Source organism: Rhodococcus tibetensis (genome assembly GCF_024438035.1).
Lineage (GTDB): Bacteria > Actinomycetota > Actinomycetes > Mycobacteriales > Mycobacteriaceae > Rhodococcus_F > Rhodococcus_F tibetensis.
Window position 1 is genome coordinate 1 of sequence record NZ_JANFQF010000025.1, and the last position, 12826, is coordinate 12826.

General features: G+C 64.0%; 12 protein-coding genes and 1 pseudogene. 12 read left to right on the forward strand and 1 reads right to left on the reverse strand.

Going from position 1 to position 12826, the window contains the following annotated elements; genetic code table 11:
• Positions 1–114: 114 nt before the first annotated feature.
• From NOF53_RS23485 to NOF53_RS23495, 3 genes and pseudogenes are all read left to right on the forward strand, one after another.
• A pseudogene (locus NOF53_RS23485) lies at positions 115–297 on the forward strand (transposase); the annotation flags it as partial.
• Between the two features lie 20 nt (positions 298–317).
• Positions 318–506 (forward strand): hypothetical protein, encoded by a 189-nt coding sequence (locus tag NOF53_RS23490; protein WP_255973301.1) that lies wholly within the window; start codon positions 318–320, stop codon positions 504–506.
• The gene (locus NOF53_RS23495; RefSeq protein WP_255973303.1) at positions 491–1444 is read left to right on the forward strand and encodes an IS701 family transposase; all 954 of its coding nucleotides are present in this window, start codon (positions 491–493) and stop codon (positions 1442–1444) included. The genes NOF53_RS23490 and NOF53_RS23495 overlap by 16 nt, the downstream gene beginning before the upstream one ends.
• A gap of 361 nt (positions 1445–1805) precedes the next feature.
• Here the strand turns inward: NOF53_RS23495 and NOF53_RS23500 are convergent, their stop codons facing one another.
• Positions 1806–2396, reverse strand: a complete 591-nt coding sequence (locus tag NOF53_RS23500; RefSeq protein ID WP_255973305.1) for a TetR/AcrR family transcriptional regulator — start codon at positions 2394–2396, stop codon at positions 1806–1808.
• Between the two features lie 86 nt (positions 2397–2482).
• Here NOF53_RS23500 and NOF53_RS23505 point away from each other — a divergent pair, with 86 nt between their 5' ends.
• The 9 genes from NOF53_RS23505 to NOF53_RS23545 all read left to right on the forward strand — a co-directional run bounded on the left by NOF53_RS23505 (position 2483) and on the right by NOF53_RS23545 (position 12782).
• Complete coding sequence (locus tag NOF53_RS23505) at positions 2483–3355, forward strand: oxygenase MpaB family protein (protein ID WP_255973307.1); 873 nt, start codon at positions 2483–2485, stop codon at positions 3353–3355.
• A gap of 63 nt (positions 3356–3418) precedes the next feature.
• Complete coding sequence (locus tag NOF53_RS23510) at positions 3419–4858, forward strand: aldehyde dehydrogenase (RefSeq protein ID WP_255973309.1); 1440 nt, start codon at positions 3419–3421, stop codon at positions 4856–4858.
• Between the two features lie 84 nt (positions 4859–4942).
• Positions 4943–6130 carry a CaiB/BaiF CoA transferase family protein gene (locus NOF53_RS23515; RefSeq protein WP_255973311.1) on the forward strand — a complete coding sequence of 396 codons (1188 nt, stop codon included), beginning with the start codon at positions 4943–4945 and terminating at the stop codon, positions 6128–6130.
• Between the two features lie 74 nt (positions 6131–6204).
• Entirely contained in the window at positions 6205–7380 is a 1176-nt protein-coding gene (locus tag NOF53_RS23520) for an acyl-CoA dehydrogenase family protein (protein ID WP_255973313.1), read from the forward strand.
• A 5-nt stretch (positions 7381–7385) separates the two neighbouring features.
• Complete coding sequence (locus tag NOF53_RS23525; RefSeq protein WP_255973315.1) at positions 7386–8552, forward strand: thiolase family protein; 1167 nt, start codon at positions 7386–7388, stop codon at positions 8550–8552.
• A complete protein-coding gene (locus NOF53_RS23530) occupies positions 8549–8965 on the forward strand; it encodes a Zn-ribbon domain-containing OB-fold protein (RefSeq protein ID WP_255973317.1) in 417 nt (138 codons plus the stop codon). The genes NOF53_RS23525 and NOF53_RS23530 overlap by 4 nt, the downstream gene beginning before the upstream one ends.
• Positions 8966–9098: 133 nt before the next feature.
• Entirely contained in the window at positions 9099–10646 is a 1548-nt protein-coding gene (locus NOF53_RS23535) for an AMP-binding protein (protein WP_255973429.1), read from the forward strand.
• A gap of 154 nt (positions 10647–10800) precedes the next feature.
• A complete protein-coding gene (locus NOF53_RS23540) occupies positions 10801–11892 on the forward strand; it encodes an NAD(P)-dependent alcohol dehydrogenase (protein ID WP_255973320.1) in 1092 nt (363 codons plus the stop codon).
• A gap of 152 nt (positions 11893–12044) precedes the next feature.
• Positions 12045–12782 (forward strand): alpha/beta fold hydrolase, encoded by a 738-nt coding sequence (locus NOF53_RS23545; RefSeq protein ID WP_255973432.1) that lies wholly within the window; start codon positions 12045–12047, stop codon positions 12780–12782.
• Positions 12783–12826: the final 44 nt, after the last annotated feature.

Consider the following 12826-nt stretch of genomic DNA (forward strand, 5'->3'; position numbering starts at 1 on the left):
ACGGGCAGGGGCACGATCTTTTTCAGGACTCCAGGTCCAGGGGGGAAGAGTGCTCACCTGCCCGCCGCTACCGGTGACGAGTCTGCCGTATGAGCGGACTCGCTGACTCTCATTAGGGGGGGCTCACTGACCGGTCCCAGCCCGGTCGACCGCGGTAAGAAGGGATCGAAGATCCACGTCCTGTCCGAAACGAATGGAATCCCACTGGTCGTGGGCGTGACCGGAGCGAACACCCACGACAGCACGATGCTGCAACGATTGGTGGCAGCGATTCCGGGGGTGAAGTCTCGGCGTGGACGCTCGCACATCGGACCGTAGTGTTGGAGTGGTCAGCGGGGTTCACCGCGTTCTGTGCGCGGTTCGCCCAACGGTTTTCGCGGGTGGAGTCGCGGCGCCGGATGGGCGCGTACATGCGCGGACTGCTCGATGAGGTCGAACGCAAGAACGGATGGACACTGGCCGAGGCGGCCGGTGAGCAGGCCCGGAGGGCATGCAGCGGCTGCTGAACTTCTACTCCTGGGACTGCGAGGGACTCCGCGACGACGTGCGTGAGGTCGTGGTCGAGACGATCGGTGACGCTGACAAGGGCGTGTTGATCGTCGACGAGACAGGGTTTTTGAAGAAGGGCACGCGCTCGGCCGGGGTGGCCTGGCAGTATTCCGGCACGGCGGGGCGGATCGAGAACAGCCAGATCGGGGTATCTCTCGCCTACGCCTCCGACCGGGGTCAGGGGCAGAACGACCGGGAGTTGTACCTACCGAAGGCCTGGATCGGGGACCGCGATCGCTGCCGGGCCGCCGGGATCGCCGACGAGGTGGCTTTCGCGACGAAACCCGAACTGGCGCAGACGATGATCGAACGAGCCCTCGACGCCGGTGTGCCGTTCGGGTGGTTCACCGGCGACGAGGCCTACGGGCAGGTCGGCCGACTCCGGCTGTGGCTCGAATCCCGCGGTGTGGCCCACGTTCTCGCCGCTGAAGAAGTCGCAGATGGTGATCTCGATGGAGTTGCGCCAGCGCCGAGCCCACGCCGTGATCGCCGACCTGCCGGCGACCGCGTGGCAGCGGATCAATTGCGGCGACGGCGCCCACGGACCCAGGTCTACGACTGGGCGGTCGTAGACATCCGGCCACTGCGAGAACGCGGTCGCGGTCACTGGCTGCTGGCCCGACGGTCGATCACCGACCCCGACGAGATTGCCTACTACATCTGCTATGGCCCCGCCGACACCGAACCCGCCGATTTTGGCCGGGTGGCCGGCAGTCGCTGGGCGATCGAGGAGTGCTTCCAGACCACCAAGAACGAGACCGGACTCGACCACTACCAGGTGCGCGGGTACCCGGCCTGGTACCGGCACATCACCTTGTCGATGGCCACCGCCTTCCTGACGATTCTGCGCCGCGGCGCTCAAAAAAGGGATCTCCAGCCGGTACCCGAGATCTAATACCTCTGACAATCAACGAGATACGGCGATTGTTTGGGCCGCGCCGCCTGTCCGGTGCAACACGCCCTCATCCACGTCTGGCACTGGTCGAACTGGCGCCGCGCCAGCCAGGCCAGAGCACGCGCCAGCCACTACAAACGTCGACATCACAAACTGTTGTTGCAGTATTACCCGAACCTCGTTCGTGGTGTCTTCGGCGCCGTTTCACTCGGGGAACTGCATCAACCTTTGTGACGCCGTCATGGTGGCGGTAGGTGAGGACGGACCTGTTTCGATTCCCGCCTTAGCGCGAAAAGCGCTCGAGAACTTGCGGCTTTGAGTCCGAGTTGCCGGTTCCTGACCGAATCCTCTCACGCTTGCCTTACGACAGGCTCTGGTCGACGAAGGTCTGGAAAGCCCAGGCGAGCGCCTCTCGGGAGTGAAAGCTGCCGCTCTCGTAACCGACGAGCAGGTACATTGCCACCGTCGCGTTACGCTCGGCCAGCTCCCGGTCATTCGTTGCCTCGAAGTAGGCGTCCGCGATGAACCGTCGTCGTTCCTGGTCCACTTCGATCTGGATGGCCTGGACGTCCGGGTCATGAGCCGCCCACACGCGGATCGCGGCTTCGGACTCGTGAGGCAGATGCAGTCCGATGTCGATCAGGAACGTCAGGCGCTTGGCCGGGTCGGTGATCTCCCGAGCGTTACTGATGAGGCGGCCGCTCTTTTCCGTACGCCAGTACTGAATCAGCTCGGACGTGTAATCGCCCCAGTTCGCGAACGCGTGGTAGAAGGAGCCGGTTGTCGCCCCGACCGCTTCGCACACGGTCGCCAGTCTCAATCCTGCGTGCCCCTTACTGCCGAGCACGTCCAGGCCACCGTCGAGAAAGCGCAACTGGGCGCCTCGCGTGGGCACCTTCTTCTTGGCGTCGGAAGTCACACCCTCTTCTATCAGGCGAGTGGGTCCGGTCATGCGTCACCCCCCTCGTGAAATGTGACCCCTTGCATAAAAGTGTAAGTCTACTTACACTCGCTGAACGACCGCTAAAGGAGTGTGACGTGAGCAAGCCCAATCGCAACATCGGCCTGGACCCCGAAACCGAGTTCATCGAGATCTACCGAAATCTGGCCACCTACGAGTTCCCCTGGGACCTGAACCAGGCACTAAGCTTTGCCCTGTTCCGCACCTATGCGGTCCCGAGCGTCGGCAGATTGCTCGACGAGACCGGCGCCTTCACCCAGAACACCCAGAAGCGGTACGACGACACCTCGATACTGCTCGAGGTTCCCCTGCTCGAAGGTTTCGACAGCCCCAACGGAAAAGCGGCGATACGGCGCATCAATCAGATGCACCACATGTACGACATCTCGAACGAGGACTACCTCTACGTCCTCGCGACGTTCGTCGTCGTTCCCCAGCGATGGATTCAGAACTACGGCTGGCGTCAACTAACGGACGACGAACTGCTCGCCTCGGTTCGCTACTACCAGACCCTCGGCCGCCACATGGGGATCAAGGACATACCAGCCTCCTACGCGGAGTTCGAGATCCTCATGGATAGCTACGAGGCCGAGCACTTTGCGTTCGATCCCGGCGCGCGACGGGTCGCCGACGCCACGATGAACTTGCTCGCGTCCTTCTACCCCGCCTTCGCCAAACCGATCATCGATATCTTCAGCCGGGCATTGATGGACGAGCCCCTTCTGGCGGCGTTCCGTTACCGCGATCCGGGGAAGCTCGCACGGCGCCTCTCGACAGGTGGACTGCGGTTGCGTGCCCGTGTCGTCGCCGCTCTCCCGGCACGCCGCAAGCCGCAGTACGTCTACGAAATGCCACGTATCCGCAGCTACCCCAACGGTTTCGAGATCACGATGCTGGGAACATTCGCCCCCGGGTGCCCTGTTCCGCATCGTCAGTCACCGCAAACCTGACACAACCACCAGTCGACACTGCGAAGCCCTCATTTTCTTTCATCATCAGATCCAGGAGACTCCATGGGACTCGACCGCCCACACCTGTTCATCAACGGTGAGTTCGTCACCGGCACCGACACCCTCGTGGACGTCGTCGACCCGAGCACCGGCAAGGTTCTCGGAGCCGCCGCCACCGCCGGCCTCGCGGACATCGACGCAGCGGTCACCGCGGCCAACACTGCACTGCCCGGCTGGTCCGCCACCCCGGCGCACGAGCGCGCCGACGTTCTCGATCGCTTCGCCGCCGCTCTTGCTGCGCGAGGCCAGGACACCGCGACGCTGTGCAGCCAGGAGAACGGCATGCCAATCACCTTGTCGGCATCGGCCAACGGACTCGCCCCGGCGGCATTGCTCGGCATCTACGCAGGCCTCGCCCGAGAACTCACCTGGGTGCAATGGCGCCCGAGCCTCACCGGAACCACCGAACTTCTTCGAGTACCGGTCGGCGTCGTTGCGGCCATCTCCCCCTGGAACTACCCCCAGACGCTGGCGATGATGAAGATCGCACCCGCGCTCGCGGCAGGATGCACGGTCGTCTTCAAGGCCGCCCTCGAAACCGCCCTGGACGCGTTCGTCTTCGCGGACGCCGCGGTAGAGGCAGGGTTGCCGGCGGGTGTGCTCAATATCGTCCCCGCCGGCCTCGAAGCCAGCCAGCACCTGGTCGCGCATCCGGATATCGACAAAGTCGCCTTCACCGGATCGACTCCGGCGGGTCGGGCCATCGGCGAGGTCTGCGGGCGCCTGTTGCGTCCGGTCACACTCGAGCTCGGCGGCAAGTCGGCCGGCATCGTGCTCGACGACGTCGATCTCGACGTCCTCGCCCGAGGCCTCTATGGCGCCTCCTTCCCCAACAACGGCATGACCTGCTACGCGAGCACCCGACTGCTCGTGCCGGCGAACCGTTACACCGAGGTCGTGGACACCGTCACCTCCGTGGTGAAGTCCTTCACAGTCGGAGACCCACTCGATCACGGCACCCTGATCGGCCCGATGGTCACCGCACTCCATCAACAACGCGTCCTGAACTACATCGAGACCGGTAAGTCGAGCTCCGCCCGACTGACCACCGGTGGTGGCGCTGTCACCGGCCTCGACGGCTACTTCGTCGCTCCGACCGTATTCGCCGACGTCGACAACGGCGACACCATCGCCCGAGAGGAAATATTCGGCCCCGTGCTGTCGATCATCAAGTACGACGACGACGCCCAGGCCGTCCGAATCGCCAACGACAGCGAGTTCGGCCTGGGTGGGACAGTATGGTCCACCGACGCCGACCGCGCCGACGCCATCGCACACCAGGTCAAGACCGGGACCGTCGGAATCAACTCGTACACCCTCGATCTCGGATCCCCCTTCGGCGGCGTGAAGGCCAGCGGGCACGGGCGCGAACTCGGCCCCGAAGGTATCGAGCCCTACCTGACCTACCAGTCCGTCTACAAGACCCCTGCAGTCATCGGCTGAATGACCCCGCCGACTATCAGCGGCACGTCGACAGGCATGCCCACGTCGCCTGATCGATCGCTATCACTAATGTTAGGACTGAACGTGTCTAGTCAGCAGAGCAGCCGCCCCCTCGACGGCATTCGGGTACTCGACCTCACCGCAAATGTCGCCGGCCCCTTGGCTTGCCAGGTGCTCGCTGATCTCGGCGCCCACGTCGTCAAGATCGAGCCTCCGGCAGGAGAAGCCGCTCGGCGGATTACTACCACCATCCCGGGGATCGAGCACATCACTCCATACTTCTCACCGAACAATCGCGGCAAGCAATCCGTCCGTCTCGAACTCGGCAGTCCGGAGGGCGCTGCCGCCTTCCGGAAGTTGGTGAAACAGGCGGACGTCGTCGTTCAGGGAATGCGCCCCGGCACCATGGAGCGCCACGGTCTGGGACCCGACGACGTCTCGGCGGTGAACGAGCGATGCATCTATGCCTCCCTGGCCGCGTACGGCGGTGGCAGCCCACTCGAGGACCGACCAGGTATCGACATGACGGTACAAGCCGAATCCGGTTGTCTCAGCGCCCAATCCTCCGATCATGCCCCTCGCCTGATTCCGTTCCAGTTGGTCGACAGCGCGACCGGTCACGTCCTGGCGCAGGCAGTTCTCGGTGCCCTGCTCCACCGGGAGCGATTCGGGGTCGTCAATCGAGTGGACGTGTCACTCTACGACGTAGCGTGCAGCCTTGCCGCCAACTACATCACCCTGCAGATGAACCTCCCGGCGAGTACCTCCACCCAAGCACCGACCGGACGTCGTGCCGTCGCCGTCGAACCTTCGGGTGTCTTTCCCGCCTCGGACGGTCACCTCGTGCTCGCAGCGTACGTCCCAGCGCACTGGCGCAGATTCGTCACTGTCCTCGGCCGCCACGAACTCCTCGACGACCCCCGATTTGCCGATCAAGCAGCTCGCTCCAGCAATTCGGCAGCACTGCGGAAGGTCCTCGAGCAAGTACTGTCCACGAAAACTACTGACGAATGGGTCGAGTTGCTGACCGCAGCCGGTTTGATGGCAGCGCGGATCAACACCTGGAGCGAGGTGGTCCGGTCGGAGCTGTTCGACCGGCGGGGCCTGCGAGCCAGAGCCGTTCAAGATGGGCGCGACATCGAGGTTCTGGCCACGCCCGCCCGCTATTCGACATTCACCGCCGCGGACGTGACCGCTCTGCCCGCCCTCGGTGAGCACGAGACCGAGCTGCTTTCGTCCGCAGAGGACACGGTCGATCGGGTGCGCGCATGACCGCCGCAACCACAGACCTGCCGTCGAGGGGTGGCCGACACGCAAGAGCAACACCATCGAAAGGTTCCCACGACATGTCCGATCTCTACACCCGACGCGCGCTCTTCGATGACGAGCACGAGGCGTTTCGCCTCAGCGTCAGACAGTTTCTCTCCCGGGAGGTCAACGACCACATCGAGGAATGGGATGAGGCCGGTGACATCCCCCGCGAGATCTGGACTCGCGCCGGCGCACCGGGATTTCTGGGATTGCCGGTTCCCGAGGATCTCGGGGGCTCGGGGGTAGAGGACTATCGGTTCCGACTCGCCATGATCGAGGAGAGCGCCCGGGTCGGTGCCACCTCGCTTGCCGCCGGATTCTCCACGCACGCCGACATCACACTGCCGTACCTGATCGACCTCACGACACCGGAACAGGCCAAGCGGTGGCTGCCCAAAATGGCCACCGGCGAGTTCATCGGCGCCATCGCGATGACCGAACCCGGTGCCGGCTCCGATTTGCAGGGAATCCGCACCACCGCCCGCCGCGACGGTGACGACTGGATTCTCACCGGTTCGAAAACGTTCATCAGCAACGGAATCAACGCCGATGTCGTCGTGGTCGTCGCCCGCACCAACAGTGCCCCCGACGCAGGCAGTAAGGCCTTCAGCTTGTTCGCGGTCGAAACCGGCACCCCCGGATTCACCCGCGGCCGACGTCTGAAGAAGGTCGGCCTGCGGGCACAGGACACCGCGGAGTTGAGCTTCGACGACGTCCGACTGGGACCGGACGCCCTGCTCGGGCAGGAGGGGCACGGCCTGTACGCGCTGATGTCGCACCTACCGCTCGAGCGGATAAGCATTGCGGCCACCGCGTGCGCCGGTGCACGGGCAGCGCTCACGTGGACCATCGACTACATCCAGCAGCGCAAGGCGTTCGGCAAACCGATCGCCGAGTTCCAGAACACCCAGTTCGCCATCGCCGAGATGGTCACCGAACTCGAAGTCACCCAGGCCTACGTCGACGACGCCGTCCTTCGGCTCAACCGCCGCGAACTGACCGCCGTCGATGCGGCGAAGGCCAAGTGGTGGGCCAGTGAAATGCACAAGCGCATCGTCGATCGATGTGTCCAGTTGTTCGGCGGATACGGCTACGTCCTCGAATACCCGATCGCCCGCGCCTACGCCGACACCCGGATCACCACGATCTTCGGCGGAACCACCGAAATCATGAAGATGATCATCGCCCGCGACATCCTGCAGGTGCGCTGATGCCCGTGACCACCTCTTCCGCCGCGATCGTTGGCCTCGGTATGAGCGAACTCGGCAAGGTCTACGGATATAGAACCGAAGACCTCGCCGCCGCGGCAGTTCGGCGGGCAGTGGCCGACGCCGGCCTGACCATGGAAGACGTTGACGGACTGCTCGTCAGTTCCGGAATGAAGCAAGAGCTCACCCCGCAGTTCGCCGGCGACCTCGGCCTACACGAGCTCGGCCTACTCGCCTCACTGAACGCCTACGGCGCCACCGCGGGGGTCATGGTGGCCCAGGCCGACAAAGCCATCAGCGACGGCACCGCTTCCACGATCGTCTGTGTGTTCGCCGACACCCCCCTGCGCGAGAACAAGCGCACCGGCGCCGCCTGGAGCTCATCGGCAACCCACCTGTCCGGCTACCGCGGCTGGCAAACGGCCAGCGGCGCCGTGACACCCAACATTCTCTACGCGCTGGCCACCCGTAGGCATATGGAAACGTTCGGCACGACCTACGACCAATTGGCCACCATCGCGGTCGGTCAACGTCAGTGGGCCGCAGCAAACCCCCTCGCCCAGATGCGCGAGCCGATCACCCTCGACGACCATCACAATTCTCCCTGGGTGGCCGACCCACTCCGACGCCTGGACTGCTGTCTGGTCAGCAATGGTGCCGTCGCGATTGTGCTCACCAGCGCCGACCGGGCCGCCGACCTCCCCCAGCAACCGGTCCACGTCTGGGGCTACGGACAAGCTCACCGGCCACGGCTGCTCGCCAAAGACTCCCACTGGGGACTCGAAACCGGAGCGGTCGCCTCCGGTGCGCACGCGATGACGCGAGCCGGGGTGACCCACGCCGACATCGATTTCCTCGAACTCTACGACTGCTACACCTATACCGTGCTGGTGACGCTCGAAGACTACGGCTTTTGCCCGAAGGGCGAGGGCGGACCGTTCGCTGCCGAAGGACATCTCGCACCCGGCGGATCGTTGCCCTGCAACACCGGCGGCGGCCAACTGTCGAGCTACTACATGTGGGGCTTCACCCCTCTCAGCGAAGCGATCATTCAGATCCGCGGTGACGGAGGCGAACGTCAAGTGCCCAACAACGGTCTCGCGATGGTGAGCGGCAACGGCGGCATCCTCGAATACCACTCCACTGTGATCCTCGGACGGGAGGCCAGGGCATGACCGACTTCCCCACCCCCGTACGCCCGACCGAGGACAGCGCCGACTTCTTCGCCGCCGCGGCCGAGGGCAACCTTTTGCTGCGCCGATGCTCGATCTGCGGTGCCGTCCGCGGCCCACAGGTTTCCACGTGCCCCGCCTGCCACGCCGAGTCGCACAACACGATTCACTCCGAAAGTACCGGCACCCTCGTCTCGTGGAGCGTCGTGCACCGCTCACCTTTGCCGGACGTCGACGGGCCGTACACCGTCGGAATCGTCGAGGCGAGAGAAGGCCCCTGGGTCGTGCTTCGCCTCCTCTGCCCGGTCGACCACCATCTTCGGGCAGGCCAAGCCATCGCGTACGTCGGCCGGCACAGCGGCGACGACGGCGAATACATCCTTGCGGGATCTCCCGTGGAGGCAGCGCACCGGTGATCAGTCGCACTGGCGTTCCGACTGAGGATTTCGACGCCGCCACACTTCCTCCTCCTCAACACGCCGAAAGGTGAAGCACGTGCACCAGATCGAATTCTTCGACCAGCCCCATCGCGCCCGGCGATCGCACTGGATGAACCATGTAGAACGCCACGCCGCCACACTCAGCGACCGCGCCGCGATCCGGTTCGACGGATCGACCACCACATGGACCGACCTTCGGGACCGGGTGCATACCTTGGCAAAGGCCTTGTCCTCACGAGGCATCGGCTTCGGTGACCGAGTGGCGATCATCACCGGAAACCGCCCGGAGTTCATTGAAACAGTGCTCGCTGCAAACCTTCTCGGTGCCCTTGCCGTTCCCGTCAACTTCCGGCTGACCGGACCAGAAGCCGCCTACATACTCGCCGACTCCGGCGCAAAGATCGCCATCGGCGACGAGCTGGGCACCCCGATCCTTCTGGCCGCCCTGAAAGACCTTCCTGAAAGCCCCCGGCTCGTCACCATCACCCACCCCACCAACGGATTCGAGCTCTACAGCGACCTCATCGATGAGACGAACACCGAGGCGGCGGCTCCGCTACCGGACGTCCCCGAGGACTCGCCCGCCCTGATCATGTACACCTCCGGTACCACCGGACGCCCCAAGGGCGCCGTGCTGACCCACCTGAACCTGCAGGCCCAAGGTGGCACCGTGACACGGGCCTTCCAGTACGTGGACGAAGACGAGGTCAACCTGATCGCCTCCCCACTGTTCCACATCGGTGCAATCGGCTCCGTCGTCCCGACCCTCTTCGTCGGCGGCACACTCGTCCTCCATCCCACCCGAGCGTTCATCGCCGACGCGGTTCTCGACCTGCTCGAGAATGAAGGCGTCACCAGCGTATTCTTGGTCCCCACCCAGTGGCAGGCACTGTGCGCAGAACCCGGCATCGCCACCCGGAACCTCGAGCGGCTACGTGTCCTCGGTTGGGGCGCGGCGCCGGCCAGCGACACACTCCTACGCCGGATGGCCGACACCTTCCCCGACGCGATGAACGTCGCACTCTTCGGCCAAACCGAGATGTCCCCGGTGACGTGCGTGCTCCACGGCAAGGACGCGATCCGCAAACTCGGCTCCGTCGGCCGGCCCATCGCCGCGGTCACAGCCCGCGTGGTCAATCCGGACATGGAAGACGTCGAACCGGGCGAAGTCGGTGAGATCGTCTACCGTGGCCCTGGTTTGATGCTCGGGTACTGGAACAAGCCCGATGCGACGGCCGATGCCTTCCACGGCGGCTGGTTTCACTCGGGTGATCTCGTCCGCGTAGACGAGGACGGCTTCGTCTACGTCGTCGACCGCGCAAAAGACATGATCATCTCCGGCGGCGAAAACATCTACTGCTCAGAGGTGGAAAACGTACTCGCAGCCCACCCCGAAATCGCCGAGGTCACACTCATCGGCCACCCCCACCCCGTGTGGGGCGAAACACCGGTCGCCTATGTGGTCCTCCTGGATCCGGCCGCCGCACTCGACATCGACTCCCTTCGCGAATGGGCATCAACATCCCTCGCCAAGTACAAACTGCCCACCCGACTCCAGGTGATCGACGCTCTCCCCCGCAACGCGTCCGGAAAAATTCTGAAGAACGCCCTGCGTACGCACCCCCCACGAGACGAACCGGCAGCAGGGGCATCCTGAGATCACACCACGGCCTCGGGAACTCGACCTTCGACAGCCGACACATGTCGATCCACGACAGACACCACCCAGCCACATCTCCAACGTGACCACCGTCAAAGCATATTCAGTCCAGCGTGTCCGGTGGACACATCGTTGACATAGGAGGCAACCCGTGCAAGTCCGAGGAGCAGTTCTTCGCGACCCCGGAGGGCGATACGAACTGGAAGATCTCACGCTGCGGGATGTGCGAGCAGGTGAACTTCGCGTCCGCATTGTCGGTGCCGGCTTCTGCCATACCGACCTGCTCCCCCGCCGACCCGACTACGCGGCCTCCCTCCCGATTATCACCGGTCACGAAGGGGCCGGCATCGTCGAAGCGATCGGTCCCGGGACACCGGGCTTCGATATCGGCGACCACGTTGTTCTGTCGTTCGATTCCTGCCGTGCCTGCCGCAACTGCGTCACAGGCCATCCCGCATACTGCGACACCTTCTTCACAAGAAACCTGAGCGGAGCCGGTCCCGAACAAGATGCCCTCATCACCAACAGTCACGGTGATCCGGTAGCCGCACGTTGGTTCGGCCAATCCTCCTTTGCGACGCACAGCGTCGTCACGGCAACCAACGCCGTCAAGGTCGACCCCGACCTCCCGCTCGAAATACTCGGGCCCCTCGGGTGCGGCATTCAAACAGGTGCCGGATCCGTTCTCACCGCCCTGAGGGTGCACGCCGGATCCACTTTGATCGTCTTCGGTGCAGGAGGCGTGGGACTGAGCGCGGTCATGGCAGGTCGCGTCGTCGGCGCCGCGAAGATCATTACAGTCGACCTGAACCCCGTACGACTCGATCTGTCCCTCGAGCTCGGTGCTACTCACACCATCGACGGCTCTCGAGACGATGTACTGGATCGACTTCGCGACGTCACCGAGGGAGGTGCGCAGTTCACCCTGGACACGACAGGCGTCCCCTCGGTGATCAACACCGCGGTCAACGCTCTACGACCCACCGGAACCTGCGGACTGCTCGGCGTGCAACAAGGCAATCTCACCCTCGATCCCCGAGTTCTCGCGGTAGGCCGGACCGTCACCGGCATACTCGAAGGCGACGCCGTACCCCAAGTTCTCATCCCACAACTGCTCGAGCTGTGGCGTCAAGGCCGGTTTCCATTCGACAGGATGATCAAAAAGTACCCACTTTCGGACATCAACCAGGCCGAAAAAGACACGCTCGCAGGAGAGACGATCAAACCAGTGCTCATACCCTGATGGAGCCGATCGAACCGAAGATTTCCGCATTCCTGGCATATCCACCCACACCTAGATCGACCGAAAGAGAAGCAGATCGCATGCCTTTCCATCACACGCAAGACGTAGACCTGTTTTATACGGACGCCGGCGAGGGACCCGTGGCCTATCTCATGCACGGCTGGGCATGCGACTCGCATGACTGGTCGTGGTTGATCCCCCACCTGCGCGATCGCGGATTCCGCGTCTTAGCAGTCGATCACCGCGGCCACGGGCACTCGTCTGTTCCGGAGGCCGGGTACACACCGCAACAAATGGCGTCGGACGCCGCAAACCTCCTGAGGAGCGTGGGCACAGGGCCAGCCCTGATTGTCGGACATTCAATGGGCACGATCGTTGCATCCGCACTTGCCATCGAGCACCCTGATCTGGTCAAGGCGTTGATCCTCATCGATCCCGTCTACAACCGCCCCGACGATTCGCTCGACCCCGTAATCTCCTTGGTCAAGGCGGGCGACCCCAGACAGAGTGTTGCTCACATCTTCCGGTCGAACTTCTACACAGCCGGCGTCCCGGCCTGGATCCCCACCTGGCACGAACGTCGTGTGCTCGGAACCGCCGAGCACGTTGTCCGAGAGTCATTTCTCGGACTGTTCGGGAGCACGTCTGCACTTGGCCGAACGTCGGTGGCAGGTGAGTACCTCCGGTCACGGACGTGCCCCACACTGGCGGTCTACGCCGCGGAGGAATCTACCTGGATAGAACGCCAGCTTCCCGCCGGCTCCCTCGATCGGATCGCGGTCATCGACGGTGGTCATTGGTTGCATCAAGAACGCCCCGACGAGTTCCACTCGATCGTCGACGATTGGCTCGAAACCCTCACCGGCGCAGGCGCAGGCGCAGGACTCTGATTCAATCCGGGCGCCGAGTTCCCCGCGGGATCTCGAGTACGCGC

Coding starts and splice junctions, on each gene's coding strand:
- NOF53_RS23495 (WP_255973303.1), top strand. CDS start 491: ATGCAGCGGCTGCTGAACTTCTACTCCTGGGACTGCGAGGGACTCCGC.
- NOF53_RS23500 (WP_255973305.1), bottom strand. CDS start 2,396: ATGACCGGACCCACTCGCCTGATAGAAGAGGGTGTGACTTCCGACGCC.
- NOF53_RS23510 (WP_255973309.1), top strand. CDS start 3,419: ATGGGACTCGACCGCCCACACCTGTTCATCAACGGTGAGTTCGTCACC.
- NOF53_RS23520 (WP_255973313.1), top strand. CDS start 6,205: ATGTCCGATCTCTACACCCGACGCGCGCTCTTCGATGACGAGCACGAG.
- NOF53_RS23530 (WP_255973317.1), top strand. CDS start 8,549: ATGACCGACTTCCCCACCCCCGTACGCCCGACCGAGGACAGCGCCGAC.
- NOF53_RS23535 (WP_255973429.1), top strand. CDS start 9,099: ATGAACCATGTAGAACGCCACGCCGCCACACTCAGCGACCGCGCCGCG.
- NOF53_RS23545 (WP_255973432.1), top strand. CDS start 12,045: ATGCACGGCTGGGCATGCGACTCGCATGACTGGTCGTGGTTGATCCCC.